General features: G+C 71.6%; 23 protein-coding genes. 10 read left to right on the top strand and 13 right to left on the bottom strand.

Annotation, left to right across the window (positions count from 1 at the left end; translation table 11 throughout):
• Nucleotides 1-88: 88 nt before the first annotated feature.
• The 6 genes from gyrB to dnaA all read right to left on the bottom strand — a co-directional run bounded on the left by gyrB (nucleotide 89) and on the right by dnaA (nucleotide 9,530).
• A complete protein-coding gene (gene gyrB, locus AB0I72_RS23305) occupies nucleotides 89-2,026 on the bottom strand; it encodes a DNA topoisomerase (ATP-hydrolyzing) subunit B (RefSeq protein WP_358572157.1) in 1,938 nt (645 codons plus the stop codon).
• Nucleotides 2,027-2,478: 452 nt separating this feature from the next.
• Complete coding sequence (locus AB0I72_RS23300) at nucleotides 2,479-2,901, bottom strand: DUF721 domain-containing protein (protein WP_358572292.1); 423 nt, start codon at nucleotides 2,899-2,901, stop codon at nucleotides 2,479-2,481.
• Nucleotides 2,902-3,076: 175 nt separating this feature from the next.
• Complete coding sequence (recF, locus tag AB0I72_RS23295; protein ID WP_358572155.1) at nucleotides 3,077-4,210, bottom strand: DNA replication/repair protein RecF; 1,134 nt, start codon at nucleotides 4,208-4,210, stop codon at nucleotides 3,077-3,079.
• Between the two features lie 99 nt (nucleotides 4,211-4,309).
• Nucleotides 4,310-5,215 (bottom strand): phosphogluconate dehydrogenase (NAD(+)-dependent, decarboxylating), encoded by a 906-nt coding sequence (gnd, locus tag AB0I72_RS23290; RefSeq protein WP_358572153.1) that lies wholly within the window; start codon nucleotides 5,213-5,215, stop codon nucleotides 4,310-4,312.
• Nucleotides 5,216-5,324: 109 nt separating this feature from the next.
• Complete coding sequence (dnaN, locus tag AB0I72_RS23285) at nucleotides 5,325-6,464, bottom strand: DNA polymerase III subunit beta (RefSeq protein WP_358572151.1); 1,140 nt, start codon at nucleotides 6,462-6,464, stop codon at nucleotides 5,325-5,327.
• 1,149 nt (nucleotides 6,465-7,613) lie between these two features.
• Nucleotides 7,614-9,530 carry a chromosomal replication initiator protein DnaA gene (dnaA, locus tag AB0I72_RS23280; protein WP_358572149.1) on the bottom strand — a complete coding sequence of 639 codons (1,917 nt, stop codon included), beginning with the start codon at nucleotides 9,528-9,530 and terminating at the stop codon, nucleotides 7,614-7,616.
• A gap of 744 nt (nucleotides 9,531-10,274) precedes the next feature.
• Between dnaA and rpmH the strand changes: the two genes are divergently transcribed.
• The 8 genes from rpmH to AB0I72_RS23240 all read left to right on the top strand — a co-directional run bounded on the left by rpmH (nucleotide 10,275) and on the right by AB0I72_RS23240 (nucleotide 15,932).
• Nucleotides 10,275-10,418 (top strand): 50S ribosomal protein L34, encoded by a 144-nt coding sequence (gene rpmH, locus AB0I72_RS23275; RefSeq protein ID WP_013155858.1) that lies wholly within the window; start codon nucleotides 10,275-10,277, stop codon nucleotides 10,416-10,418.
• A gap of 97 nt (nucleotides 10,419-10,515) precedes the next feature.
• Nucleotides 10,516-10,989, top strand: coding sequence for a ribonuclease P protein component (rnpA, locus tag AB0I72_RS23270; protein WP_358572147.1), 474 nt, complete (start codon nucleotides 10,516-10,518; stop codon nucleotides 10,987-10,989).
• On the top strand, nucleotides 10,986-11,300 hold the full coding sequence (gene yidD / locus AB0I72_RS23265; protein WP_358572145.1) for a membrane protein insertion efficiency factor YidD: 315 nt from the start codon (nucleotides 10,986-10,988) through the stop codon (nucleotides 11,298-11,300). Before rnpA ends, yidD begins: the two co-directional genes overlap by 4 nt.
• Nucleotides 11,301-11,328: 28 nt before the next feature.
• Nucleotides 11,329-12,270 carry a membrane protein insertase YidC gene (gene yidC, locus AB0I72_RS23260; protein WP_358572143.1) on the top strand — a complete coding sequence of 314 codons (942 nt, stop codon included), beginning with the start codon at nucleotides 11,329-11,331 and terminating at the stop codon, nucleotides 12,268-12,270.
• 141 nt (nucleotides 12,271-12,411) lie between these two features.
• Nucleotides 12,412-12,900, top strand: coding sequence for a R3H domain-containing nucleic acid-binding protein (locus tag AB0I72_RS23255; protein ID WP_358572141.1), 489 nt, complete (start codon nucleotides 12,412-12,414; stop codon nucleotides 12,898-12,900).
• 273 nt (nucleotides 12,901-13,173) lie between these two features.
• A complete protein-coding gene (rsmG, locus tag AB0I72_RS23250; protein ID WP_358572139.1) occupies nucleotides 13,174-13,902 on the top strand; it encodes a 16S rRNA (guanine(527)-N(7))-methyltransferase RsmG in 729 nt (242 codons plus the stop codon).
• The gene (locus AB0I72_RS23245; RefSeq protein WP_358572137.1) at nucleotides 13,899-14,939 is read left to right on the top strand and encodes an AAA family ATPase; all 1,041 of its coding nucleotides are present in this window, start codon (nucleotides 13,899-13,901) and stop codon (nucleotides 14,937-14,939) included. The genes rsmG and AB0I72_RS23245 overlap by 4 nt, the downstream gene beginning before the upstream one ends.
• 66 nt (nucleotides 14,940-15,005) lie before the next feature.
• Nucleotides 15,006-15,932 carry a ParB/RepB/Spo0J family partition protein gene (locus tag AB0I72_RS23240; protein WP_358572135.1) on the top strand — a complete coding sequence of 309 codons (927 nt, stop codon included), beginning with the start codon at nucleotides 15,006-15,008 and terminating at the stop codon, nucleotides 15,930-15,932.
• 157 nt (nucleotides 15,933-16,089) lie between these two features.
• On the opposite strand, the gene trxA is transcribed toward AB0I72_RS23240, so the two are convergent.
• From trxA to AB0I72_RS23225, 3 genes are all read right to left on the bottom strand, one after another.
• Nucleotides 16,090-16,413, bottom strand: a complete 324-nt coding sequence (gene trxA / locus AB0I72_RS23235) for a thioredoxin (RefSeq protein WP_358572133.1) — start codon at nucleotides 16,411-16,413, stop codon at nucleotides 16,090-16,092.
• Between the two features lie 61 nt (nucleotides 16,414-16,474).
• A complete protein-coding gene (gene trxB, locus AB0I72_RS23230; protein ID WP_358572131.1) occupies nucleotides 16,475-17,407 on the bottom strand; it encodes a thioredoxin-disulfide reductase in 933 nt (310 codons plus the stop codon).
• A 176-nt stretch (nucleotides 17,408-17,583) separates the two neighbouring features.
• Nucleotides 17,584-18,030 (bottom strand): hypothetical protein, encoded by a 447-nt coding sequence (locus AB0I72_RS23225; RefSeq protein WP_358572129.1) that lies wholly within the window; start codon nucleotides 18,028-18,030, stop codon nucleotides 17,584-17,586.
• A 199-nt stretch (nucleotides 18,031-18,229) separates the two neighbouring features.
• Here AB0I72_RS23225 and AB0I72_RS23220 point away from each other — a divergent pair, with 199 nt between their 5' ends.
• Both AB0I72_RS23220 and AB0I72_RS23215 read left to right on the top strand, forming a co-directional pair.
• On the top strand, nucleotides 18,230-19,417 hold the full coding sequence (locus AB0I72_RS23220; RefSeq protein WP_358572127.1) for a sensor histidine kinase: 1,188 nt from the start codon (nucleotides 18,230-18,232) through the stop codon (nucleotides 19,415-19,417).
• Entirely contained in the window at nucleotides 19,414-20,151 is a 738-nt protein-coding gene (locus AB0I72_RS23215) for a response regulator transcription factor (protein WP_358572125.1), read from the top strand. Before AB0I72_RS23220 ends, AB0I72_RS23215 begins: the two co-directional genes overlap by 4 nt.
• A gap of 10 nt (nucleotides 20,152-20,161) precedes the next feature.
• Here the strand turns inward: AB0I72_RS23215 and AB0I72_RS23210 are convergent, their stop codons facing one another.
• The 4 genes from AB0I72_RS23210 to murJ form a co-directional block, all read right to left on the bottom strand.
• Nucleotides 20,162-21,049, bottom strand: coding sequence for a hypothetical protein (locus AB0I72_RS23210; RefSeq protein ID WP_358572123.1), 888 nt, complete (start codon nucleotides 21,047-21,049; stop codon nucleotides 20,162-20,164).
• Nucleotides 21,046-21,672: an RNA polymerase sigma factor SigM gene (gene sigM, locus AB0I72_RS23205; RefSeq protein ID WP_358572121.1), complete on the bottom strand. Its 627-nt coding sequence runs from the start codon at nucleotides 21,670-21,672 to the stop codon at nucleotides 21,046-21,048. The genes AB0I72_RS23210 and sigM overlap by 4 nt, the downstream gene beginning before the upstream one ends.
• Nucleotides 21,673-21,697: 25 nt before the next feature.
• Entirely contained in the window at nucleotides 21,698-23,278 is a 1,581-nt protein-coding gene (locus AB0I72_RS23200; protein ID WP_358572119.1) for a protein kinase family protein, read from the bottom strand.
• 282 nt (nucleotides 23,279-23,560) lie between these two features.
• The gene (gene murJ / locus AB0I72_RS23195) at nucleotides 23,561-25,351 is read right to left on the bottom strand and encodes a murein biosynthesis integral membrane protein MurJ (protein WP_358572290.1); all 1,791 of its coding nucleotides are present in this window, start codon (nucleotides 25,349-25,351) and stop codon (nucleotides 23,561-23,563) included.
• Nucleotides 25,352-25,499: the final 148 nt, after the last annotated feature.

The raw sequence follows: 25,499 nt of genomic DNA, 5'->3' as shown, positions 1-25,499 counted from the left end.
GGATGTCGATCCCTTCTACGAAGCTTCGTTGAGCGTGGTTCTCCCGCCCGGCCGCCACCCGAGGGGGCGCGACCCGGGCCGGCACGGACTAGATGTCCAGGAAGCGGACGTCCTTGGCGTTGCGCTGGATGAAGGAGCGCCGGGACTCGACGTCCTCGCCCATGAGCACGCTGAACATCTCGTCCGCTTGGGCCGCGTCGTCCAGGCTGACCTGGAGCAGCAGACGGTGGTCGGGGTCCATGGTGGTGTCCCACAGCTCGTTGGCGTTCATCTCGCCCAGACCCTTGAAGCGCTGGACCATGTCGCGCGGGCGCGGGTCCTTCTTCCCGGCGGCGATCCCGGCCTCGATGATCCGGTCGCGTTCGGCGTCGGAGAAGGCGTAGCCCGCGTCGCTGCCACGCTGGTCCCACTTGATCTTGTACAGCGGCGGCGACGCCAGGTAGACGTGACCGGCCTCGACCAGCGGCTTCATGAAGCGGAACAGCAGGGTCAGCAGCAGGGTGCGGATGTGCTGGCCGTCGACGTCGGCGTCGGCCATGAGGATGATCTTGTGGTACCGCAGCTTGTCGGCGTCGAAGTCCTCGTGGATGCCGGTGCCCAGCGCGGTGATGATCGCCTGGACCTCGTTGTTCTTGAGGATGCGGTCGATCCGCGACTTCTCCACGTTGAGGATCTTGCCCCGGATCGGCAGGATCGCCTGGTGCTGCGGGTCGCGGCCGCCCTTGGCCGAGCCTCCCGCGGAGTCACCCTCGACGATGTAGAGCTCGCACTCCTCCGGGTTGGTCGACTGGCAGTCGGACAGCTTGCCGGGGAGGGAGGTGGACTCCAACAGGGTCTTGCGGCGGGTGAGGTCGCGGGCCTGGCGGGCGGCGATCCGGGCGCGGGCCGCCTGGCTGGCCTTGGAGACGATGTCCTTGGCCTCGCCGGGGTTGCGCTCGAACCAGTCGCGCAGGTGCTCGTTGGTGACCTTCTGGACGAAGGACTTCGCCTCGGTGTTGCCGAGCTTGGTCTTGGTCTGGCCCTCGAACTGCGGGTCAGCCAGCTTGACCGAGATGATCGCGGTCAGGCCCTCGCGGATGTCGTCGCCGGTGAGGTTGTCGTCCTTGTCCCGCAGCAGCCTCTGGTCCCGCGCGTACCGGTTGACCAGGGTGGTCAGCGCGGACCGGAAGCCCTCCTCGTGGGTGCCGCCCTCGGCCGTGTTGATCGTGTTGGCGAAGGTGTGCACGGACGAGGTGTAGGACTGGTTCCACTGCATCGCGATCTCGACCGAGATGCCCTCGCCGTCCTCCTCGAAGGAGATGATCGACGCGTGCGCCGCCTCCTTCTTGGCGTTGATGTGCCGGACGAAGTCCGACAGACCCTCGTCGTAGTGGAAGGTGCTGACCGTCGGGCCGTCGTCGGTGTGCTCGGGCCGCTCGTCGCGGATGGTGATGGACAGCCCCTTGTTGAGGAAGGCCATCTCCTGCATCCGGCGGGCGAGGGTCTCGATGGAGAAGACCGTCGTCTCGAAGATGTCGCCGTCGGGCCAGAACGTGATCTGCGTCCCGGTCTCGTCGGTCTCCTCGCCCTTGACCAGCTCACCGGTGGGCGCGGTCATCTCGTAGTGCTGGGTCCACACGTGGCCGTCGCGGCGGATCTCCACGTCCAGCGCCGTGGACAGCGCGTTCACGACGGAGACGCCCACGCCGTGCAGGCCGCCGGAGACCGCGTAGGACTTGCCGTCGAACTTGCCGCCCGCGTGCAGCGTGGTCAGCACGACCTCGACGGCCGGACGCTTCTCCACGGGGTGCAGGTCGGTGGGGATCCCGCGGCCGTTGTCGGCCACACGCACGCCGCCGTCCGCCAGCAGGGTCACCTCGATGGCGTTGGCGTGCCCCGCCAGCGCCTCGTCGACCGAGTTGTCGACCACCTCGTAGACCAGGTGGTGCAGGCCCCGCTCCCCGGTGGAACCGATGTACATCCCTGGGCGCTTGCGTACTGCCTCAAGCCCCTCAAGGACCGTGATTGATCGAGCGTCGTAGGCCAAGTGGGAACACCCTCCTGCTGGGGACGCCTGCCGGCCGTGGCCGAGCGGACGGCGGTCAGCCCACGGGGCGGTGACCGAAGGGGTCGGCGTACCGCGACACCAGGGGGATCACCACATCACCGTACGGGCCGTCCGCCCACCCTCTCCTGGGGGCGTGGGACCGGCTACAGGCATCTGAAGAACCGCCTCCATGATACCCCGCGCGGTGCGACAAAAGAGCATTCGCGGCGCTGTGCCGCTCGACAACGAACGTTCAGGGAGGGAGACGACTCCCTCCACGCGGGTGGGTCCTCCCGCAAGTTCCGGTGCGGTTCAGTGGCCGTTGGGCGGCTCCGCCCCGACCGTCGTCCCGGCGGTGCCCGAACCGCCCCTCCACGTCGCCCGTGTCGTCGGAACGCCGAGGCCCAGCGCCCCGACCTGCGCGAACGCACCCCCGTGGACGGCCGGAGCGGTCAGCGACGGCGGGAGCCCGGGCCCTTGACGTCGATGGAGACGACCGTTCCCTCACCGAGTTCCTCGTTCAGGCGGCGCATCAGGTCGCGCACCATCGACCGCCCGAGGGCCGCACTGGTCGGCGAATCGGCCGCCACGACGAGTTCGCCCTCCGAATACCTCACCGGACGGAGATGCTGGGCGTTGAACTCGCCGACGATGTCCGACCACCGGCCGAAGACGCCGCCGACGGCGACCTGCTCCTGCCAGCCGTGCTCGACGAGCCACGCCCGGACGGCGTCGCCGAACAGTTGGGGCTCGTTGCGTGACCGGATCCGGCCACGCGCGCGCCTGCGGGGGGCGCCCCGGGGCACCGCCCCGCGCTCGCGCGCCTCGGCGCGGGCGCGGGCGAGCGCCTGCCGGGCGAGGTCGGCGCCGGACACGGCCGGCGCCGTCGGGGTGGCCGGAGCGGCCGGTGTGGACGCCGGGTCCGAGGCGTCCACGGCGGGAGCCGCCGCGCCGCCGCGGGCATTGTCCACAGGGTGTGGACGGACCTGGCCGAACCCCGTTCCCGCGCCCGCGGTCCCGTCGCGGCGGTCCACAGGCTGTGGACGACCCTCACGCACGCTCGACCACCCCCGCGCTCACCGTGAAACGGACACCGTCCAGCTCCTCGGGGATGTCGTCGGGCACCGCGGCGGTCACCAGGACCTGTTCGGAGTCGCGCACGCGCTCGGCCAGGCGGCGGCGGCGTTCGGTGTCGAGCTCGGCGAACACGTCGTCGAGGATGAGGACGGGATCGTCGCCGTCCGCCCGCAACAGGTCGAACGCGGCGAGCTTGAGCGCGAGGGCGTAGGACCACGACTCGCCCTGGCTCGCGTACCCCTTGGCGGGAAGGTCGCCCAGCTGGAGGTGGAGTTCGTCGCGGTGCGGACCGACGAGGCCGACCCCCCGCTGGAGTTCGCGGTCCCGGGCCTCGGCCATCGCCGCGCGCAGGGTTTCCACGAGCTGTGGACGGTCGGCGGGCGGCTCCCCGCCCTCGGGGTCGGCCGAACACCGGTAGGCGGGCACGGCCGGTCCGCCGGAGTCGGTCAGGCCCGCGTAGGCCCGCGCGATGCGCGGCCGCAGCTCCGCCACGAGCGCCAGCCGCGCGGCCAGCAGTTCCGCCCCCACCTCGGCCAGGTGGGCGTCCCAGACCTCCAGAGTGCTGAGGTCGGGCGCCGAGCGCTGCCGGAACGCCCGACCCGAGGCCGACTTGAGCAGGGCGTTGCGCTGCTTGAGCACCCGGTCGTAGTCGGAGCGCACCCCCGCCATCCGGGGGGCGCGCGCCACGAGGAGGTCGTCGAGGAAGCGCCGTCGCTCCCCGGGGTCACCCTTGACCAGCGCCAGGTCCTCGGGGGCGAACAGCACGGTGCGCAGGATCCCCAGCACGTCGCGCGGACGTCCCGCGGCGGACTGGTTGATCCGGGCGCGGTTGGCGCGGCCGGGGTTGAGCTCCAGGTCCACCACCATGTGGCGGTCGTCGCGCACGATCTTGGCCCGGATGACGGCCCGGGGCGCGCCCTGGCGGATGAGCGGCGTGTCCGAGGAGACCCGGTGGCTGCTGAGGGCGGCCACGTAGCCGACCGCCTCGACCAGGTTGGTCTTGCCCTGGCCGTTGGCGCCGACGAACACGCTCACGCCGGGACCGAGTTCCAGCAGGGCGTCGCCGTAGGACCGGAAGTCGACCAGTCGCAGATCGGAAACGTACATCCGGCCCTCCTCCTGGGACGGTGGCACTGGACGACGGACGCGGGGCCCGGGGAGCGCCCGCGGGGATCCCGTGCGGGCGCGTCCTCGGAGCGGTGTGGATCAGTCCCGGGAGGGGGTGCGCGGGTCCGGGCCGGACTTGGTCACGGCGTGCCCGCCGAACTGCTGGCGCAGGGCCGCGACGACCTTCATCGCCGGACTGTCGTCCTGGCGGGAGGCGAACCGGGCGTAGAGCGCGGCGGTGATCGCGGGGGCGGGGACGGCGTGGTCGACGGCGGCCTGCACCGTCCAGCGGCCCTCACCGGAGTCCTGGGCGTAGCCGCGCAGCTCGGAGAGGTCGGGGTCCTCCTCCAGGGCACGGCTGAGCAGGTCGAGCAGCCAGGAACGGACGACCGTGCCCTCGCGCCAGCTCTCGAAGGTCCCCGGGACGTCCTCGACGATCCCGGAGGCGGCCATGATCTCGTAGCCCTCGGCGAAGGACTGCATCATGCCGTACTCGATGCCGTTGTGGACCATCTTGACGAAGTGCCCGGCGCCGACGGCCCCGGCGTGCACGAAGCCGCCGCCCTCGTCGGGGGTGAGGGACTCGAAGACCGGGCGGGCCCGCTCGACGTCCGCGGCCGGACCGCCGACCATGATGCCGTAGCCGTTCTGGCGGCCCCAGACACCGCCGCTGACGCCGACGTCGAGGTAGCCGACGCCCTTGGCGCCGAGCTGCTCCGCGCGGGCGCGGTCGTCGACGTAGTGGGAGTTGCCGCCCTCGATGACCAGGTCGCCCTCCTGGAGGAGGCCGCCGAGTTCGTTGATGGTCGCGGCGGTCGGGTCGCCGGAGGGGACCATCACCCACACGACGCGGGGGGCCTCCAGGCGGTCGACCAGCTCGGCCAGGCTCGCGACGTCCCGTTCGTCGGACGAGACGTCGTAGCCGACGACCTCGTGCCCCTTCTCCCGAAGCCGGGCGGCCATGTTGCCGCCCATCTTGCCGAGACCGATCATTCCGAGCTGCATGGCAGTGCTCCCCTTCGCCGCCGGTGAACTGGTGGGCGCCGTCCGGTCCGGGCGGTGGCCGCGGACGCGGGACGGCAGACGCGAGTCAATCGAACCGAACCCGAACCGGTCAGCCGGACAGGCGCACCGGCATGATCAGGTAGCGGTACTCGGGGTCCGCGCCCTCCTCCGCCGGCTTGCCGGTGAGGATCGCCGGTTTGGTCGAGGTCGTGAAGTTCAGGCGCGCGGTGTCGGTGCCGATGGCGCCGAGCCCGTCGAGCAGGAAGCCCGAGTTGAACGCGATCTGGATGTCTTCGCCCTCCAGGTCGGCCTCCAGGACCTCGACGGCCTGGGCGTCCTCGCCGGTCCCGGCCTCCAGGACCAGGCGGCCGGGGCTGAACGCCAGCCGGAGCGGGGTGTTGCGCTCGGCGACCAGCGAGACGCGCTTGACGGCCTCGACGAACTCGGAGCGGCTGACCTCGGCGACGGTGTTGAAGCTGTCCGGCAGCAGCGCGCGGTACTTGGGGAACTCGCCGTCCAGGAGGCGGGTCGTGGTGCGGCGGCCGCCGCCCTCGAAGCCGATCATGCCGTCGCCGGTCTCGCCGCTGGAGAGCGCGATGGAGACCTCGGCGCCCGAGGTGAGCGACTTGGCGGTGTCGTGCAGCGTCTTGGCCGGGACGAGCGCGACCGCGGACAGCTCCGGGTTCTCCGGCTTCCAGGTCAGCTCGCGCACGGCCAGGCGGTAGCGGTCGGTGGAGGCGAGCGTGATGGTCTCGCCCTCGATCTCGACGCGCACGCCGGTGAGCATGGGCAGGGTGTCGTCGCGGCCCGCGGCGACGGCGACCTGGCCGACGGCGGCGGCGAAGGCGTCACTGCCGACGGTGCCGCTCACACCGGGCATCTCGGGCAGGGTCGGGTAGTCCTCGACCGGCATCGTCGTGAGCGTGAACTTGGCGCTGCCGCAGCTCACGACGGCCTTGGCGCCGTCGGTGGAGATCTCCACAGGCTGTGGAGGAAGGTTGCGGGTGATCTCGGCCAGGAGCTTGCCGGGGACGAGGACCGTACCGGCCTCCTCGACCTCGACGTCGATCGCGGCCTGGGTGGAGACCTCGTAGTCGAAGCCGGACAGCCGCACCTGCTGGCGGCCGTCGAACTCGCCTGCGTCGAGCAGGACGCCGACGAGGACCGGGACCGAGGGGCGCGTGGGGAGGGTGCGCGCGGTCCAGGCGACTGCGTCGGCCAATACGTCGCGTTCGACCCGGAACTTCACTTCGACTCACTTTCCGCACGACCGGTGGGCCGGTCGAAGCCTCAACGTTGCAGCTGGTGGGTCGGCCGAGGGCTCCGGCACGGATGGGCGGCCGCCGGCGAGGGCGGGTGCGTCGGCACCACCGGGTCTGCCTCGGTTCCCGTGGGACCGCCACCCGGACGGGGCGGCGGTGGACAGGGGCGAGACCACACGTTACCCGGATTCCTCCGCTGTCGCTGACGCCTCGGTGATGGACCGCGACGGGTCGCCGATCGGAGCGTTGTCCACAGATTTCCCGCGGAGCGGTTGTGGAGCCACGTTTGGGTTAATGAAGGTGCGTCGTAGTAGTAGGGCCTGTGGATAGTGTGGATAACCCTTGTTATTGCAGGTCAGCACGGAGATTTTTGTCCACAGGGCCTGTGGGTATCCCTGTGGGTAACTCGGGGGGTCTGTGGACGAACGATGTCGCCCACAGGTTGTCCACACTCCGTCCACAGCTGCGTCCACAGTTTTTCCCCTGGTTGTCCACAGCAGCTGGTGGTCTGGTGGTCCGATGGTGGGGCAGCGCGTCCACAGGAGGACCCCCGGTTACCCACAACTCCGGAGCACTTGTCCACAGGTTGTCCACATGGTTGTCCACAGATTTAACCCCCTTCCTGTGGATAACTCGGCCAAGAAAGTGGAGAACTTTTTTTCCGGGGCCCCGAGCAGACCTCCCGAACCAGGACGAACCGGTTGTGCACAGGTTTGTCCACAGCCCGGTGGGCGGCTGTGCGCGGACGGGGCGCGAACGGCCGGGGCGGCGCCGCCGCCGAGTCCGGTGTGGGCAGCGCAACAGCGGCGACAAGCCCGACGGGGCCGGGGAAACGGGGTGGTACCGGACGAGGCGGTGCGTCCCCGCCGATCGGGCGGCGAACCCGGCGCGTCCCGCCCGTCGTCCCCAGAGCCTGTGGATAACCCCTCGCGGTGGAACGGCCCGCGCCGCCGGTGGGCGAGGTCGGGCCCAGGCGCGCACAGCGGCAGGTAGGGGGTGTGGACGAACCCCCGTGTGGCCGGGCCCGGCGTGGGCGCGGGCGAACCCCGGTGCGGGTGGACACCGCCGTGGACGGCCGGGAACGCGTCGGGGGCGGCCCGCACCGCGGACCGCCCCCGACGACACCCGTGCCCGGCTCAGGCGAGCGGGGGCTGGTCCTTGATCCGGCTCGTCAGCTCGTGCACCTGGTTGTAGATGGACCGGCGCTCGGCCATCAGCGCCCGGACCTTGCGGTCGGCGTGCATGACCGTCGTGTGGTCCCTGCCGCCGAACTGCTGCCCGATCTTGGGCAGGGACAGGTCGGTGAGCTCACGGCACAGGTACATCGCGATCTGCCGCGCGGTCACCAGCACGCGGGAGCGCGAGGTCCCGCACAGGTCGTCGACGCTCAGACCGAAGTAGGCGGCCGTCTGGGACATGATCGCCCCCGCCGTGATCTCGGGGACCTCGGTGCTGGGCACGAGGTCGCGCAGCACCTGGCCGGTCAGGTCGAGGTCGACCGACTGCCGGTTGAGGCTGGCGAAGGCCGTGACGCGGATCAGCGCCCCCTCCAGCTCACGGATGTTCGTGGAGATCTTGCTGGCGATGAACTCCAGCACCTCCGGCGGCGCGGCCAGCCCCTCCTGGGCGGCCTTCTTCCGCAGGATGGCGATGCGGGTCTCCAGCTCGGGCGGCTGGACGTCGGTGAGCAGCCCCCACTCGAACCGGCTGCGCATCCGGTCCTCCAGCGTGGTCAGCTGCTTGGGCGGCCGGTCGCTGGAGATGACGATCTGCTTGTCGGAGTTGTGCAGCGTGTTGAAGGTGTGGAAGAACTCCTCCTGCGTCTGCTCCTTGTTCTCCAGGAACTGGATGTCGTCCACCAGCAGGACGTCGATGTCCCGGTAGCGGCGGCGGAACCCGTCCGCCTTGCCGTCCCGGATCGAGTTGATGAACTCGTTGGTGAACTCCTCCGAGCTGACGTAGCGCACGCGCGAGCCCTCGTAGAGCCGGTGCGTGTAGTGCCCGATGGCGTGCAGGAGGTGCGTCTTGCCCAGGCCCGACCCGCCGTGGATGAACAGGGGGTTGTAGGCCTTGGCGGGCGCCTCGGCGGCCGCGACCGACGCCGCGTGGGCGAACCGGTTGCTGGAGCCGATGACGAACGTGTCGAAGGTGTACTTCGGGTTCAGTCGCGCGTGCTCGCCCGTCGGGATCTCCTGGGACCGTCCCGGCGGCGCGTCCGGGGCGTCCGGACGCGGTTCCTCGGCCGCCTCCGCCTCCTCGGCGGGCTCCGGCGCCCCGTCGGCGCGGTCCGCCCCGGCCGGGGCCGCGGGGGCCGGTGGGTCGGGCGTGGCGGCCGCGCGCTCGGTCGTCTCCGGACGCGGGGTCTCCCAGCGGTTCGGCTGGTCCCACGCGGCCTCGTCCCAGGTCGGCTGCTGCCATGAGGGCTGGGCGAGCTGCTCCCACCCCGACGGCTCCCACGCGCGCCGGGGCTCCGGCTCGGGGCCGGCGGGCGCGGGGCTCGGAGCGGGGTCCGCCGGCGGCGCGGGGTGGGCGGGGGTCTCGGAGGGGGGCGTCCCGGCCGCGGGGTTCGGGGGTCCGAGCACGTCGCCCCGCCCCCGGCCGTCGTCGCCGGTCGGCGCGGTCGACGGGGCCCTCCCGGCGGGCCGGGCGGTCGGGCCGCCGACGGGAGGTCCTGGGTGTGCGGGGCCCGGCGCGGGGCGCGAGTGCCGTCCGGTCGGCTCCGGCGGAGTCGGAGCGGCCACCGGCGCGGAGGGCGCGGGCGGGGCGGGGGTGGGCGGCGGGGTCGGCACGGCCGTGGGGTCGACCGTCACCGCGACCCGGATGTCCCGGCCGAGGTGGGCGGAGAGCGCCCTGCTGATCGCCGGGTAGAGCCGCGTCTCCAGCACCTTCTTGGTGAACTCGTTGGGCGCGGCGATGAGCGCGGTGTCCTCGATCAGACCCAGCGGTCGGGTCTGGGGCAGCCAGGCGCGCTGGTGCGCGGGCAGGGAGTCGTTGTCGATCCCGTCCAGCACGCTGGACCAGACCACTGCGAGGTTGACCTGTGCGTCAGCCACGGTGACCTGCCATGGTTGCTGTCCCTTCGGTGCGGATCTGTTCGGATGCGGTGGGGAGCAGGAGGGGACGGGGAGACCCTGGGGGCCCTCGCGGTGTGTCGTCGGTCAGGTGTCCGCGCGGACCCCTCGCGGGCACGCGGACCGAACGTCCATTGTCCTCCCCCCGCGGGAGTGCCGGGGCGGGAGGAGCTGTGGACAACCCGTGTGACCGCGGTCCACCGGCCTGTGGAGAACGTCACGGCGGCCGGAACGGGGTGGCGCGGCGGTCGCGCGGTGTCCACAGGTCCGCCGTGTTGTCCACAGGTTGTGCACAGGTTTATCCACAGGATGGCAGATCACTGTGCACAGCGCAGAGTTATCCACAAATCGCAGTTCACAGGGTGTGTAAATCGGATGTGGCGGCCGACGGCGGGGCGCGGCGCGGGGCGAGGGGCGAGTTATCCACAGGTTGAGGTTATCCACAGACCGGGTGCGGTGGGGACGTGCCACACCCTGTGGACAACCGTTGTCCACAGGTGGCCGGAGCCGGCCCCGGCGTGGGCGCCGACACTGGGTGGGGCCGCGGGCGTCGGCCGTCTGATTTGACCCCGACCGGACCTGGTCGTATCTTCTTTATGCTTATGCCGATGATCTGCCTGCGCCCGTGTCCACACGTCGGCGCGGCCTCGGCTCATGCACCGTGAGGCCCCGCGTATCCTTGGGGGTCTGTCGTAGTTCTTTCCTGACACGCCCCTGGAGCCAGCAGTGAGCAAGCGTACGTACCAGCCGAACAACCGGCGTCGCGCGAAGGTCCACGGCTTCCGGCTGCGCATGCGTACGCGCGCCGGTCGCGCCATCATCGCCTCGCGTCGTCGCAAGGGGCGCGCGGCGCTGACCGTGAGCCACTAGGCCACGCTCAGCCCCAAGTTCCTCGGGACCGGTCCGGCCTTCTCGCCGGCCGGTCCCTTTGTCGTGGGACGAGGCCCGAGTCCCGGAGGGAGTGCCGATGCTGTCGTCGCGGAACCGGATGCGCCGTAGCTCCGAGTTCGGCTCCGTGCTGCGCGCGGGACGGCGCTCCTCACGCGGGGCCGTGGCGGTCGTCTACCTGCCCCCTCCCGTGGACGCCCCCGAACCCGCGGATCCGCCGCGCGTCGGCTTCGTCGTGAGCAAGGCGGTCGGCGGAGCGGTGGTCCGCAAGCGCGTCCAACGTCGACTCCGTCACGTCATGCGGTCCCGGTTGGCCGTTCTGCCAAACGGTAGCCTGCTGGTAGTGCGCGCCAAGCCCGCCGCCGCCACGACGCGGCAGGCGGAGCTGGACGCGCACCTCGACAGTGCGATCGCCGCGGCGATGCGACCCCGTGGGACGTCCCGCCGTCGGCGGGGCCGAGGCGGATCGCCCGCGTCGGCGGCCGAGCCGACGGGAAACGGGACGGCGCCCGGGCGCGTCCCGGACGGGGGCGGAGAACGGACGGGGCGATGACCGAGCACAGACCGACGGCTTTCGCGCGGTTGCTGATCCTGCCCATCCGGGGCTACCAGCGTTTCATCAGCCCGCTCTTCCCCCCGGTCTGCCGTTTCTACCCCTCGTGCAGCGCGTACGCCGTGGAGGCGCTTCGCGTGCACGGGGCCCTGCGGGGGTTGTGGCTGGGAACCCGGCGCATCGCCCGCTGCCACCCCTTCCACCCGGGGGGACTCGACCCCGTGCCGCCGCCGAAGGGGCGGCGGCACACCGAGGCGGAGGAGTCGGAGGGCGGAGCCGGAGCCACCGGACCCGCTCCCGGGGACCAGTAGCTGAACCGAGGCAAATAGGAGTTGGCCGGTGCTCGACTGGCTTTACAACATCGTCGGCTGGACGTTGGCGCGGATCCACGAGGGTCTGGCCTTCATCGGGCTGAATCCTGACAGCGGGTGGGCGTGGGGCCTGTCCATCATCCTGCTGACCGTGCTCATGCGGCTGCTCATGGTTCCGCTGTTCGTCAAGCAGATGAACACGCAGCGGAAGATGCAGGAGATCCAGCCGAAGATCATGAAGCTCCGGGAGCGCTACAAGCACGACCGGGAGCGCCTGAGCCGCGAGTCGATGAAGCTCTACCAGGAGAGCGGGACCAACCCGATCATGGGTTGCCTTCCGCTCCTCCTGCAGATGCCGGTCTTCTTCGCCCTCTTCAGCGTCCTGCGGAGCGTCGCCGAGGGCAACGCCCAGTACGGCTTCTCCGAGGAGCTGGCCGAGAGCGCCCGTCAGGCGCTGATCTTCGAGGCCCCGATCGCGGCCCAGTTCAACAGCTCCCCCGAGGAGCTGCTCGCCCTGGGCTCCGCGAACCCGGTGCTGGCCAAGGTCATCATCGCGATCGCGTGCGTGATCATGGGCACGACGACCTTCCTCACCATGCGTCAGAGCATCAAGCGGAGCACCGCGCAGATGCCGGACAACCCGATGATGCAGACGCAGAAGATCATGATGTACATGGCGCCCCTGTTCGGGCTCTTCGGCCTCATGATGCCGGTCGGTGTGCTCGTCTACTGGGTCACGTCCAACATCTGGACGATGGTGCAGCAGCACTTCCTCTACCGGAACCACCCGGCCCCCGGCGAGCAGGACGCCAAGGGCGGCGGCACCCCCTCCACCGGTCCCGCCAAGGGCATGCTCGGTCGGAAGAAGGCGGCCGAATCCGCGCCGGAGCCGAAGGAACAGCCTAAGATCGAACGCAAGCAGCCGAAGAAGCAGCCGCGCTCCAAGCGTGGGGGCGGCGGGTCCCGCTAGGGGACGGCGTCACGTCGGCCGCGGAGATCTCAACGAGTGCGCAGGCGACACAGCCCCTGAGGCGTACGACGGTCAGGGCGTGAATGATGAGGAGACGGGATCGCTGTGGGACGTAGCGAGGAAGAGAGCGGTGGAGTAGCGGTGGCCGATGCGCCGGAGTCCGAGATCGACGTCGAGGCCCTGGAGAACGAGGGTGACATCGCCGCGGACTACATCGAGGGGCTCCTCGACATCGCGGACTTCGACGGTGACATCGACATGGACGTCGAGGGCGACCGCGCGATGGTGTCGGTCGTGGGTGCGACGCTCGACGAGCTGATCGGTGACCACGGCGAGGTCCTGGAGGCGCTCCAGGAGCTGACCCGCCTCGCGGTCCACCGGGCCACGGGGGAGCGGAGCAAGCTGATGCTCGACATCGGCGGGTACCGCGAGGAGCGTCGCAAGGTGCTCACCCGCATCGGCGCCGAGGCGGCGGAGAAGGTCAGGAAGACCGGGGAGACCCACCCGCTGGAGCCGATGACCCCGTTCGAGCGCAAGGTGGTGCACGACGCGGTCGCCGCCGCCGGGCTGAACAGCGAGTCCGAGGGCGAGGAACCGCACCGCTACGTGGTGGTCCACCCCGCCGACTGACGGCGTCCGCGCGCCGTGGCCGACGGCCCCGAGGGGGCGATGTTTCACGTGAAACATCGCCCCCTCGTCGTGTCCGGGGTGACGGCGCCGTGTTCGGGGTCGACGGATCGACTGGTCGACAAAGCCGTCTGCCGAGGTGTCGACGTACCGCCGTGTGGTTCGGGGGACATCTCGGGGCGGCCGGATGTTTCACGTGAAACCATGGTGGTCCGCGACCATAGGATCGTGGACCGTGGGAAGTGATGATGGACGAGTTCCGACAGGTGGTGACCGATGACCTCGGGCGCTGAGGAGCCCGGCGCTACGCCGCCCGCCCCGCCGAGCGAGGCGGAGGCGGTCTTCGGCGACGCGTTGCCGAAGGCGCGGCGCTATGCCGAACTCCTCGCCGACGACGGTGTCCGGCGGGGACTGATCGGTCCGCGCGAGGTGCCCCGCCTCTGGGAGCGGCACCTCATCAACTGCGCCGTGGTGGAGGAGTTGCTCCCCGAGGGGGCGGAGGTGGTCGACATCGGCTCGGGCGCGGGACTGCCCGGTCTGGTGCTGGCCCTGGTCCGCCCCGACATCAGGGTGACCCTGCTGGAGCCCCTCCTGCGGCGGACGGTCTTCCTGAACGAGGCCGTGGAGATCCTCGGACTGGCCAACGTCGAGGTGCGGCGGGGGCGGGCCGAGGAGGCGCACGGGGAGCTGTACACCGATTTCGTGACCGCCCGCGCCGTGGCTCCCCTGGCGCGTCTGGCCGGGTGGGCGCTGCCGCTGCTGCGCAAGGACGGCAGCCTTCTCGCGATGAAGGGGGAGCAGGCGGAGGCGGAGTTGGCGACCGCGCGCGACGACGTGTCCGAACTGCGTCCCAGCGTCTGCGATGTGATCAGGGTGGGCCGGGGTAAAGTCGATCCCGCTACCACGGTCGTTCGCGTCACGGTGACATCCGAAGGTGGTCCGCCCCCGTCAGCGGGAGCCCGGAAGGCGCGGGGCGGCAAGAAGAAGCGCGGACGGAAGAGGTGAACTCATTCGTGCCCCAGAACCCAGCCGACCACGACGGTGTTTCACGTGAAACACCCGCGGGTGCCTACGGAGACCTGCTCGATGTTTCACGTGAAACCGCCCCCGACGACCAGCGCCCTGTTTCACGTGAAACATGGACCGGCGACACCCCCGCCCCCGGTGGATCGACGGGTGTCCCCGACACGCCCCTGGCGCGCGCGGCGCACGCCGCGATGGCGGTCCGCGGGCACGATGACGCCTGGCCCCGCCCCACGTCCTGCCGCGTGATCGGCGTCGCCAACCAGAAGGGCGGCGTCGGCAAGACCACGACGACCGTCAACATCGCGGCCGCCCTGGCCATGCACGGCCAGCGCGTCCTGGTGGTCGACCTCGACCCCCAGGGGAACGCCTCCACGGCGCTCGGCATGGAGCGGGACAACACGACCCGCTCGATCTACCACTGCCTGGTCGAGGACGAGGAGATCCGCAAACTCGCCCAGCCGGTGCCGGACATCCCGAACCTGTGGTGCGCCCCGGCCACCATCGACCTGGCGGGCGCGGAGATCGAACTGGTCTCCCTCGTCGCCCGCGAGGCCAGGCTCAGGCGCGCGCTGGACGCGTACGACACGTCGGAACTCGACTACATCCTCATCGACTGTCCGCCGTCGCTCGGCCTGTTGACGGTCAACGCGATGGTGGCGTGCGACGAGGTCATGATCCCGATCCAGTGCGAGTACTACGCGCTGGAGGGGCTGGGTCAGCTGCTGCGCAACGTCGAGCTCGTCCAGTCCCACCTCAACCCGGGACTGGCGATCAGCACCATCCTGCTGACGATGTACGACGGCCGGACACGGCTCTCGCAACAGGTCGCCGACGAGGTGCGCTCGCACTTCGGCGAGCTGGTCCTCCAGACGGTGGTGCCGCGCAGCGTCCGCGTGTCCGAGGCGCCCAGTTACGGGCAGTCCGTGATGACCTACGACCCGGGGTCCACCGGTGCGGTGGCCTACCTGGAGTCCGCCCGGGAGATCGCGTACCGCGCCCCGGGCGTCGACGGCTGACGGCGGTGACGCCCCGGCGCGGAGCCGGGGCGCTGATGTGTTCGAGGAGAGTGGAGGGAGTTGCCGGTGAGCCAGCAGCGGCGCGGACTGGGCAAGGGACTGGAGGCGCTCATCACGCAGGGGCCGCCCGCGCCGTCGGGAGGCGTTCCGGAGAGGGTGGGGCTCTCCGACGGTTCGTACCTGGAGGAGATCGAGCTCGGCGCGATCACCCCCAACCCGCGCCAGCCCCGGGAGCGCTTCGACGACCAGGCGCTGGAGGAGCTTCGGGACTCCATCAGCGAGGTCGGGGTGCTGCAGCCCGTCGTCGTCCGCAAGCTCGACGACGAGACGGGCGTTCCCCGCTACGAGCTGATCATGGGGGAGCGCCGCTGGCGCGCGAGCAAGGAGGCCGGTCTCGACCGGATCCCCGCGATCGTCCGCGACACCGGTGACGCCGACCTGCTCCGCGACGCGCTCCTGGAGAACCTGCACCGCCAGGAGCTCGACGCCCTGGAGGAGGCCGCCGCCTACAAGCAGCTGCTGGACGACTTCGGCGCCACCCACGGCGAGCTCGCCCAGCGGATCGGCCGGTCGCGGTCGCACATCACCAACACGCTGCGCCTGCTGAACCTGCCCCCGAAGGTGCAGAAGCGGGTCGCGGCGAAGGTGCTCAGCGCCGGTCACGCCCGCGCGCTGTGCGGCGTCGACGACCCCGAGCGCCAGGAGCGGCTCGCGGAGCGGGTCAATCTGGAGGGCCTGTCCGTCCGCTCGCTGGAGGAGATCATCGCCCTGGGCGAGGAGATGGACGAGCCGGAGGAGAGGCGTTCCCGCGTCGCCCCGGCCCGCCGTTCCAACCCGCCCCAGGTCGAGGAGTGGGCGAGCCGCCTCGCCGACCGCCTGGACACCACGGTGAAGGTGGACCTGGGCAAGAAGAAGGGCCGGATCGTCGTGGAGTTCGCCACGATGGAGGACCTGGAGCGCATCGTCGGCCAGATGGACACCCGCGAGCCCTGATCCCACGCGAGCCCCGCCCCTTGTTTCACGTGAAACATCGGGCCGAGGGCGTGTGGTGGCCGTGGGACGCCCGGGAGCCGGGTGACTGGCCCCGGGGTCCCGAAGACGCCGGAAGGCCCCCAGAATCGCTCTGGGGGCCTTCCGGGCGTACGCCCGCCTACAGGAAGTCGGCCAGCTCCTTCTCCAGCAGACGCAGCGGCTTGGCGCCGATGATCTGCTTGACGACCTCACCGCCCTTGTAGACGTTCATCGTGGGCAGGGACATCACGTTGTACTCGCGGGGCGTGTTCGGGTTCTCGTCGGTGTTGAGCTTGACGACCTCGATCTTGTCCCCGTGGGTCTGCGCCAGCTTGTCGAGCACGGGAGCCATCTGCTTGCAGGGGCCGCACCAGGAGGCCCAGAAGTCGACCAGGACGGGCTTGTCGCTGCCGAGGACCTCCTCCTGGAAGGTGGCGTCGGTGACGGTCTTGACGGTGGACATGGTTCTCCTTGGTTCGACGAAACCGGTGTGGTCTGTGTGGGGGAGGGGAGACGGGGCCGGGTCAGTTGCCCATCTCGGCGAGGTGGCGCTCGGCGTCCAGCGCGGCGGAGCAGCCGGTCCCGGCGGCGGTGATCGCCTGGCGGTACTGGTGGTCGACCACGTCGCCGCAGGCGAAGACGCCGTCCAGGTTGGTGCGCGTGGACGGGTGCTCGACCCTGACGTAGCCCTCCTCGTCCAGCTCGACCTGCTTGTTGAACAGCTCCACCCGCGGGTCGTGGCCGATGGCGACGAAGACGCCGGTGACGTCGAGGGTGCTCGTCTCGTCGGTCCGGTTGTTCACGACCTTCAGGCCGGTGACGCGCTCCTCGCCGAGCACCTCGACGACCTCGGTGTTCCACAGGAACGAGATCTTCTCGTTGGCCTGGGCCCGCTCGGCCATGATCTTGCTGGCGCGCAGCTCGTCGCGGCGGTGCACGACGGTGACGGACCTGGCGAAGCGGGTGAGGAACAGGGCCTCCTCCATCGCGGTGTCGCCGCCGCCGACGACCGCGATGTCCTGGTCGCGGAAGAAGAAGCCGTCGCAGGTGGCGCACCACGAGGTGCCGCGCCCGGACAGTTCCTTCTCACCGGGGACGCCCAGCTCGCGGTAGCCGGAGCCGGTGGCGAGGACGACGGTGTGCGCGAGGAAGGTCTCGCCGCCCGCCACGACCTCCTTGACCGGCTTGGTGAGGTCGACGTCGGTGACGTCCTCGGGCACCAGCTCGGCGCCGAACCGCTCGGCCTGCTTGCGGAGGTTGTCCATCAGGTCGGGGCCCATGATGCCGTCGGGGAACCCGGGGAAGTTCTCGACGTCGGTCGTGTTCATCAGCGCGCCGCCGGCCGTGATCGAGCCCTCGAACACCAGGGGCCGCAGTTCGGCGCGTGCGGCGTAGACGGCCGCGGTGTACCCCGCGGGACCGGATCCGATGATGATGACATTGCGGACGTCACTCACGCTCGTAGGCCCTTCACACAGTCGCTGCCCTGGCCACGGACGTGACCCCAGGGGAAAGTCGGTTAGTCACAACCGATGGTAGGCGCACCGCATTCCCACCGGGACATCGCCGCAGTGTACGGGGGTGGGGTATGGGTGAAGGGCCTGGATCCGGCGACCGCGGGGCGTCGTCCGGGTCACCCGGCGCGGCGGTGGAGCACCCGGTCCGCGCCGAGCGCGAGCAGACCGGCGAAGGCCCCCCAGAGCGTGTTGACGACGAGGACGCCCGCGAACGCCACCGGGTCCGTGAGCGGCCCCCGGAGCTCGCCGCCGAGCACGGGGGACAGGACCGCGCTGAGGACGATAGAGAACGCGCCGTAGAGCGCCCCGGCGCAGACCAGGGTGAGCAGGGGGCGGGGCGCCCGTGCCGCCACCACGGCGAGCACCCACACGAGGGTGATGACCGCCGCCAGGGCCACCTGCAGGAAGGGCCCCCAGGCCAGCGCGTCCATGAGGCCGGTGACGACCACCAGAGGCCGCAGCAGGGCGAGCGACCCCAGCCCCAGGACCAGCGACCAGGCGACGCCCGGCGGGGGCTCGAAGGACGGCGGAGGATCGTCCGGCCGCGATGACCGGTCTGTCATGGGCTGCCTCACGGGTTCGAGGAGCGGACCGCCCGCTCGGTGACGTGCCCGACGGTAGGTCCCGGCGAGCGCCGCGCGCGTCCGCCGTCCGACCCGACCGCCTACGTCCGTACGCGTACCCCGCATGGTGCCGGGCGCGCACCCGCGCGCGCCCGAGAGACACCGCCACGGCGGGCCCGCGCTCCGTAGAATCTGCCGCATGACACGTCAGTCCGGCCGCCAGGACGTCATCGTCGACGCCCTCCTCGGGTTCGCGGTCTTCTCCGTGGTGGCGATCGCGGCCGGGGCCGACGTCAGCGACACCGGCAACCTCACCCTCCTCGCGTACGCGCTGGCCGCGGTGCTCGGCGGCCTGATGCTCGTCCGCCGCCGGTGGCCGGTCGCGGTCGTCCTGACCACGTCGGTGCTCATCGTCGCCAACTACGTGCTCGACCTGCCGACCATCGGTCTGGCCGTGCCCGCCGCCGCGGCGCTGTACTCGGCGGCCGAGGCGGGGCGCCCCCGGTGGTCGGTGGGGTCGGCCGCCGCGCTCGTGCTCGTCTCCACCCTGGCCCGACTCGGGCAGGGGGCCGACCCCGCCTACCTCCTGGGGTACGAACTGGCCTCCACCGTGGCGATCATGGGCGCGGCCATCGCCCTGGGGCACGTGCAGTGGCAGCGGGGGCGGGCGGAGCGGCAACGGGCCCGGATCGCGGCTCTCGACGCGCAGGCGCGGGCGGCGGAGGCGGCGGAGACCGTGGCGCTCGAACGCATCCGGATCGCCCGCGACCTGCACGACGCGGTCGGCCACCACCTGTCGGTGGTCTCCCTGCACGCCGCCGTGGCCGCCGAGGCGCTCGACGACGCCCCGGCGGACGTCGACGGGGCCCGCTCCGAGCTCGGCCACGTCCGCCAGGCGTCCAGGGAGGCCCTGAGCGAGATGCGCGCCACCGTTCGGGCCCTGCGCGACACCGACCCCGACGGCGGGCGGGTCGCCTCCCTCGCCCGTCTGGACGAGCTGGTGGCGTCGGTCCGCGCGGCCGGGGTGGACGTTCGGGTGGAGGGCGCTCCGGCGCCGGGCGAGGTCTCGGGGATGGTCGACGCGACCGCCTTCCGGATCGTCCAGGAGGCGTTGACCAACACGCTCCGGCACGCCCGTGCGGGCCGGGTCCGGGTGGTGTTCGCACGCGAGGGTGAGGAGTTGGACGTGGTGGTGACCGACGACGGCGGACGAGGCTCCGGGGCCGGGCGGCGTCCCGTGGCGGCGTCCGGGGGACAGTCCCAGGGCAGCGGGTTGGCGGGCATGCGGGAGCGGGTCCGCATGGTCGGGGGCAGCGTGGAGGCCGGCCCCCGCCCCGAGGGCGGGTTCCGCGTGCGCGCCCGACTGCCGCTCGGAGGCGACCGGTGATCCGGGTCCTGCTCGTCGACGACCAGCCCCTCGTCCGCGCGGGTGTGCGCTCGCTCCTGGAACGGGACGAGGACATCGAGGTGGTGGGGGAGTCCGAGGACGGTCGCGCGGCCCTGGCCGACATCGACCGCCTCCGGCCGGACGTGGTCCTGCTCGACCTCCAGATGCCCGGCATGGACGGCCTCGCCGTCCTCCGCGAACGGGAGAGGCGACGTGTCGACACGTCGGCGAGTCGACGGGACGACACGGCGGGACGCACGGGGGGACACGTCGACAGGTCGCAAGGTCGACACGTCGACACACGGGTGGTCGTGCTCACCACCTTCGGCGAGGACGACAACGTGTTCACCGCCCTGCGGCTGGGCGCGTCCGGCTTCCTGCTCAAGGACGCCGAACCGCGCACGCTCCGGGACGCGGTGCGCACGGTCGCCCAGGGGGAGGCGCTGCTGTCGCCCGGGGTCACCCGCCGGGTGATCGAACGGCTCTCCGACGCCACCGTCGCGCCGGAGGCGGCCGCCCGGCTGGACGTGCTCACCGACCGCGAGCGCGACGTCCTGGCGCTGGTCGGGCGCGGCATGTCCAACCAGGAGATCGGGGCGGAGCTGCACCTGAGCCCCGCGACCGCGCGCACCCACGTGGGGCGGGTGCTGACCAAGCTCGGGGCCCGCGACCGGGTGGGCCTGGTGGTGATCGCCTACGAGAGCGGACTGGTCCGCCCCGGGCGGGAGGGCTGAGCCGGGGGGATCAGGGGGCGCCGAGGGCCGTCCGGGCCAGCACACCCCGTTCGGCGTCGCCGCCCTGGGCGCAGCGCGGGTCGACCACGAACACGTCGACCTGGTCGCCCCCGGGGGCGAACATGACCCAGGCGCGCGCGGCGTCGCCGCCGTAGAAGGCGTCGTCCACCAGGGTGACGCGGGTCTCGAACGCCTCCTCCACCCGGACGGAGCACTGCTCGACCTCCAGGGTGACGGTCTGGTCCGTCGACTGGCCGCCCGCCGCGTCCGGGGCGGGCTCGCTCTCCGAGCCGTCCTCGGCGGCCGCGAGGTCGAAGGTCCGGGCCGCCTGCTCGTCGAGCGCGGCGTCGGTGTAGACCGTCCCGGTGGCCACCAGCTCCGGGGCGTAGGCGCGGGCGGCGTCCCCCTGCTCGGGGACCGCCTCCGTGCCCTCCAGGGGAGCGGCGATCTGGGCCGTCTCGTCGCCGTCCGACAGCACCGTGTCGACCACGGCGGCGCCACCGCCGACGACGAACACCGCCGCGGCGGCCGCCACCAGGAGCTTGGGCAGCCCGAACACGCGCCTGCGACGGGCCGCGCCGAGGGAGGCCACGGTGGCGCCCGTCGCGGTGTCCTCCGGTCCCGTCGCCGCGGGGGCGGAGGCGTCGGCCGCGATCCCGCGCCCGGCGCGTTCACGCGCGGCGTCGGCGATGCGCCGGTCGAGGAGGTCGGCGACGTCCCGCGGGAGCTCGGGGGCCGGAGCCGACGCGAGGATCTCGGACACACCCGTGAGCTCGTCCAGTGTGGCGGCGCACAGGGAACAGGTCTCGATGTGCGCGGTGACGGTGCGTTCCTCGTCGGGTTCGAGTAGATCCTCGGCGAGGAAGGCGAGTGCCTCCGCGTCCGGATGGGGCGTCACGATGGGTTGGCACCTCCTCTCCCAGATGTGACGTCTCGCGGCGGCTGAGGGTTCCTTAGATGGGCGAGAGACGGAAGAAGTTTCGCGCGACCGCGCGCGCACCTGCTCTTGACCGTGCCGGAGGCCACGTCGAGGATCCGCGCGGCCTCCTCGACGCGGTAGCCGAGCATGTCCACGAGCGTGAGCGCCAGACGCTGGTCGAGGGGCAACTGCTCCAGGGCGGCCTGGACGTCGAGGCGCGACTCGGTCTGCGCGGCGTGGTCGGGCGCCCCGCCGTGACGGCCCAGGCGCTCGTTGGACATGACGTCGAGGGTCTCGTCCTCGGTGGGGGTCGCCGGGCGCACCTTGCGGCGGCGGAGGCGGTCGTGGCACGCGTTGACCACGATCCGGTGCAGCCACGTGCTCACCTGCGCCTCGCCCCGGAAGCGGTCGGCGGCGCGGAAGGCGGACAGGAAGGCGTCCTGGAGGGCGTCCGAGGCCTCCTCGGGGTCGCCCATCATCCGGACGGACACAGCCCACAGACGCTCACGGTGCCGCCGCACCAGGACCCCGAAGGCCTGGTCGTCACCCTGAGCGTGCCTCGACAACAGCTCCCGGTCGGGAAGCTCCTGGACCGCGTCCATCAGTTCAGCTCACGTATCTCCGCACCTAGGCCACGCCCCGGATCTCGACCTCATTGACCGTACCCCGCCATTCGCCGCCGTTGTTCGGAAGAGCCGTGAACCAGATGAGGACGTACTGTCCGGACGCGGGCTCATCGAGCTCGACCACCTGGGACCCGCCACTCCCGCTCCCCGCGCCGACGACCTCGTAGTCGTCCTCCGCGGCGCCGTCGCCGTCCGCGACCCGGACGTCGAACTCGTAGCCGCTCCCGGTCAGGTCGAGCTCGACCTCGTGGATCTCGCGGACATCGCCGAGGTCGAGTTGGAGCCCGACGCCGGGTTTGATCATGTCCAAGGGATCACGGTAGCCCTGGGTGTTCCAGGCGGTCTCCGGGTTGCCGTCGTAGGTGTAGGGCGTGTTCTCGGTGTGCTCGTCGGTGTCACCGTGGGGGTTGAGACCGCGCGACTCGGCGATGTCCAGTGCCTCCAGCTCCACCGAGTCCGTCGGGTCCTCGGAGGCCTGCGGGTCCGGACCGGTCGGCTCCTCCCCGCCGCCGGGGCGCATCATCGAACCGATCGTCCACGCGCCGACGACCACCGCCGCGAACACGACCAGCGCGACCACGGCGATGAGGATCTTCTTGGGCGAACCCTGGGTACGGGCGGCGCGCTCCTCCATCCGGGAGGGCTGGCGCTCCGGGGCGGACCGGGTCGACGCGGCGCGGTCCGCGCTCCTGGACGCCGAGCCGTTCCGGGCGCCGCGACGCGGGCTCGTGGAGTCGAACTCGCCGGTGCGCCGGGACGTGCCCTGCTCGGGCGGCGGCGCGGGCTCGGTGGGGGTGACGGGCAGCGGGATGAGCCGCGGCACCTCGGCCAGCGCGGCGCAGAGGTCGGCGGGCGAGGTGATCGGCCCGCCGGGCACCAGCTGCCCGGCCAGCTGCGGCAGGACGGCCCGGGTGGTGATGGTGGCCAGGGGTTCGGTGATCCCCGTGCGCACCTGTGCGGGCGGGTAGGGGCCCGCGGGGCCCTGCGGGGCGGCCGGGAGGCCGTCCTGCGGGCCGCCGGGCCAGTGGCCGGTGAGCGCCGCGTAGAGCAGGCTGCCCAGCCCCTGGGCGTCCACGGCGGCCGGGTTGGCGACGTTGGCGCCCAGCAGTGCGGCGTCCACGCCGATGCCGATCACCTTCACCGCGCCGCCGCTGCTCCACATGAGCTTGGCGGGGGTGAGGCACAGGTGGTGGAGGCCGCCCGCGTGCGCGGCGGCGATCGCCTCGGCGGCCTCGGCGACGAGACCGGCGGCGCGCTCGGGCTCCATCGGGCCCTGGGCGATGAGGTCGGCGAGGGAGGAGCCGCTGACCCACTCCTCGACGACGTAGGGGGTGGCGGCGGTGTCGTCGGCGTCGAAGACCTGGGTGACGCGGGCGTCGGGGATCCGACTGGTGGCGCGTGCGGCGTGCACGACCTCGGAGGTGCGCGGGAAGCCGTCGGCGAAGGTCCACACGCCGACGGGGCGCGCGAGGGTCTCGTCGGTGGCCTTCCAGCGGGTCGCTCCACCGGTCTCGCTCACGACGTGGTCGAGTCGGTACCGGTTGGCCAGCTTCGCCCCGGGCTCGATCAGGAAGGTGCTCATGATGGGAGTGACGGGTGGCAGTGCCGGAGGTTCACACGGGGTTCCGTCGCGCCGGGGGAGATGGCGCGTGTCGGTACGGGGGTGCGTCGTGTGAGGGGGTGTCGGCCCTGCGTGCTGTCCCCAGCCTCCCTTCGGGCAGCTCGGTGGGAAGTTGCTATGTCGATTGAGCGATGCCAGTCCATGCTAGGACGCTTGAACAGCATCTTTGGAGGACAGGGGACCACTGTTCACCTTCTCGGGCGATCGGGTGCACGACTACCCAACGTCATCCATTCCTGGTGATCAGCGACGTCGTAGCCGTGTTCTGAACAATTCGAGGAACGATGTGACTTCGGTCACTTTCAGGATTCTCGCGGTGAGGACGAACAGGACGGCACCCCCCGCGCCACCTGCGGCCATCGCCGCCAGGGCGGGCCACACGTCTCCGGGAAGCCCCCGGAACACGTGGATCACCGCCCAGCCGAGGAGGGCCGCCGGAAGGGTGGCGAGGTGGAGCTTGAACAGGACCCGCGCCGTGCGGCGGCCGTCGAGGCCGTTGAGCCGCCGGTGCAGCAGGACCCACATGATGACGGAACCGACGACGTAGTAGAGGCCGTACGGCACCGGCAGCCACAGGACGACGGACTGCGGCTCCATCCACAGCAGCAGCGCGAACGCCGTGGTCGCGTGCGCGATCTCCGCCGGGATCGACACCAGCGCCGGGGTGCGGGTGTCGCCCAGGGCGTAGAACACGCGCATCTGGAGCTGGAACAGCGTGAACGGGACGAGCATCACGACGAAGACCATCAGGATGCGCCCGATCGCCTCCGCGTCCGCCGCGCTCGTGCTGCCCTGCGCGTAGATCATCACGCAGAACGGGACGGCGAAGACCAGCATCGCCACGGAGATGGGGACGAGCAGCACCGACGACAGCCGGAACCCGCGTGAGAAGTCCGAGCGGACCTGGTCCTTGCGGCCCGCGGCGACGTGCTCGCTCATGCGCGGCAGCAGCGCGGTGATCACCGACACGGCGATGATCGCGTACGGCAGCTGGAACAGCATGGACGCGAACTTGTACGCGGCGATGCCCGCGCCCGTCTCGTACCCGAGGTCGGCCGCCGCCGCGCCCGCCCGCGTCGCCACGTTCGTCGAGACCAGCGCCCCCGCCTGCGCCACGACGATGTAGAGCATCATCCACGACGCGGCCCCCGCCGCCTCGCCGAGCCCCGACCCCCGCAGGTCCAGACGGGGCCGCCACCGGAAGCCCGCGGCGGCCAGCGCCCACACCAGGACCGCGGCCTGCACGACCTGGCCCAGCGCGGTCCCCAGCCCCAGCAGGGCGAGCTGGGAGGGGTTGGCGAGCAGGTCCTCGGGGGTGCTGCCCGGGCCGGCGACGGACAGGAACCACAGGCACACGCCGATGATGACGAGGTTGTTCACCACCGGGGCCCACATGGGGGCGCCGAACCGCCCCCGCGCGTTGAGCATGGCGCTCGCCAGCCCGCTCGCCCCGATGAAGAAGATCTGGAGGACGAGGTAGCGGGCGAGGATCACCGAGACGTCGTACTGGGCGTCCCCGAACCCGCCCGCGTAGATCCGGATGAACCACTCCGCGACCAGGACCGAGAGCACCGTCATCGCGAACAGCGCCAGCAGCATGAGCGTGACCAGCCGCTGCTCGGTCCGGTCGCCGCCGTCCGCGTCGAGCTTGCGCCGCTTGACCAGGAACGGCACGAACACGCTCGCCAGCAACCCGCCGATGAGCAGGTCGTAGATCATGTACGGCACCATGCCCGAGACCTGGTAGGCGTCGCCCAGCAGCTGGGTGCCGATGGCCGCCGCGACCACGATCGTGCGGACGAAGCCCGTCACGCGCGAGCAGATCGTGCCGACCGCCATGATCGCGCTCGACCGGGCGATGTTGCCCGGAGCGGTGTGCGCGGTGCCGCCGATCTCGTCGCCGTCCTCCAGACCGGCGCGGTCGGCGGTGCCCGCGTCACCGATGTCGCTCGGGTCCCGAACCGTCGCCAGCCCGGTCTCCGGAGCGGTGTCCGGATCGTCGCGCTCGTAGGTGTCGAGCACGTCCTCCGGCATGACCAGGTGCCGACGGCGCTCCTCGCGCGCGTCCGGCCCGGCGTCCGGGACGCGGGCCTGCTCTCCGGGGTGGTCGCTGGGCACCGTCGGGCCGTCCTTCTCTCGGGGGCGTGCCGGTCCGGCGGGGTCAGTGCCGGGGGACGTGTTC

Source organism: Nocardiopsis sp. NPDC049922, assembly GCF_040660275.1.
In the GTDB taxonomy this organism is placed as follows: Bacteria; Actinomycetota; Actinomycetes; order Streptosporangiales; family Streptosporangiaceae; genus Nocardiopsis.
The sequence above is the reverse complement of the archived record's forward strand: the minus strand, read 5'-3'. Positions and strand labels throughout refer to the sequence as shown.

Excerpts from the sequence above, each read along its gene's own strand:
- gnd (WP_358572153.1), bottom strand. The coding sequence starts at position 5,215 with ATGCAGCTCGGAATGATCGGTCTCGGCAAGATGGGCGGCAACATGGCC.
- yidD (WP_358572145.1), top strand. The coding sequence starts at position 10,986 with ATGACCGAGCACAGACCGACGGCTTTCGCGCGGTTGCTGATCCTGCCC.
- trxA (WP_358572133.1), bottom strand. The coding sequence starts at position 16,413 with ATGTCCACCGTCAAGACCGTCACCGACGCCACCTTCCAGGAGGAGGTC.
- AB0I72_RS23225 (WP_358572129.1), bottom strand. The coding sequence starts at position 18,030 with ATGACAGACCGGTCATCGCGGCCGGACGATCCTCCGCCGTCCTTCGAG.
- rnpA (WP_358572147.1), top strand. The coding sequence starts at position 10,516 with ATGCTGTCGTCGCGGAACCGGATGCGCCGTAGCTCCGAGTTCGGCTCC.
- AB0I72_RS23200 (WP_358572119.1), bottom strand. The coding sequence starts at position 23,278 with ATGAGCACCTTCCTGATCGAGCCCGGGGCGAAGCTGGCCAACCGGTAC.
- recF (WP_358572155.1), bottom strand. The coding sequence starts at position 4,210 with ATGTACGTTTCCGATCTGCGACTGGTCGACTTCCGGTCCTACGGCGAC.
- murJ (WP_358572290.1), bottom strand. The coding sequence starts at position 25,351 with ATGCCGGAGGACGTGCTCGACACCTACGAGCGCGACGATCCGGACACC.
- AB0I72_RS23220 (WP_358572127.1), top strand. The coding sequence starts at position 18,230 with ATGACACGTCAGTCCGGCCGCCAGGACGTCATCGTCGACGCCCTCCTC.
- rsmG (WP_358572139.1), top strand. The coding sequence starts at position 13,174 with ATGACCTCGGGCGCTGAGGAGCCCGGCGCTACGCCGCCCGCCCCGCCG.
- sigM (WP_358572121.1), bottom strand. The coding sequence starts at position 21,672 with ATGGACGCGGTCCAGGAGCTTCCCGACCGGGAGCTGTTGTCGAGGCAC.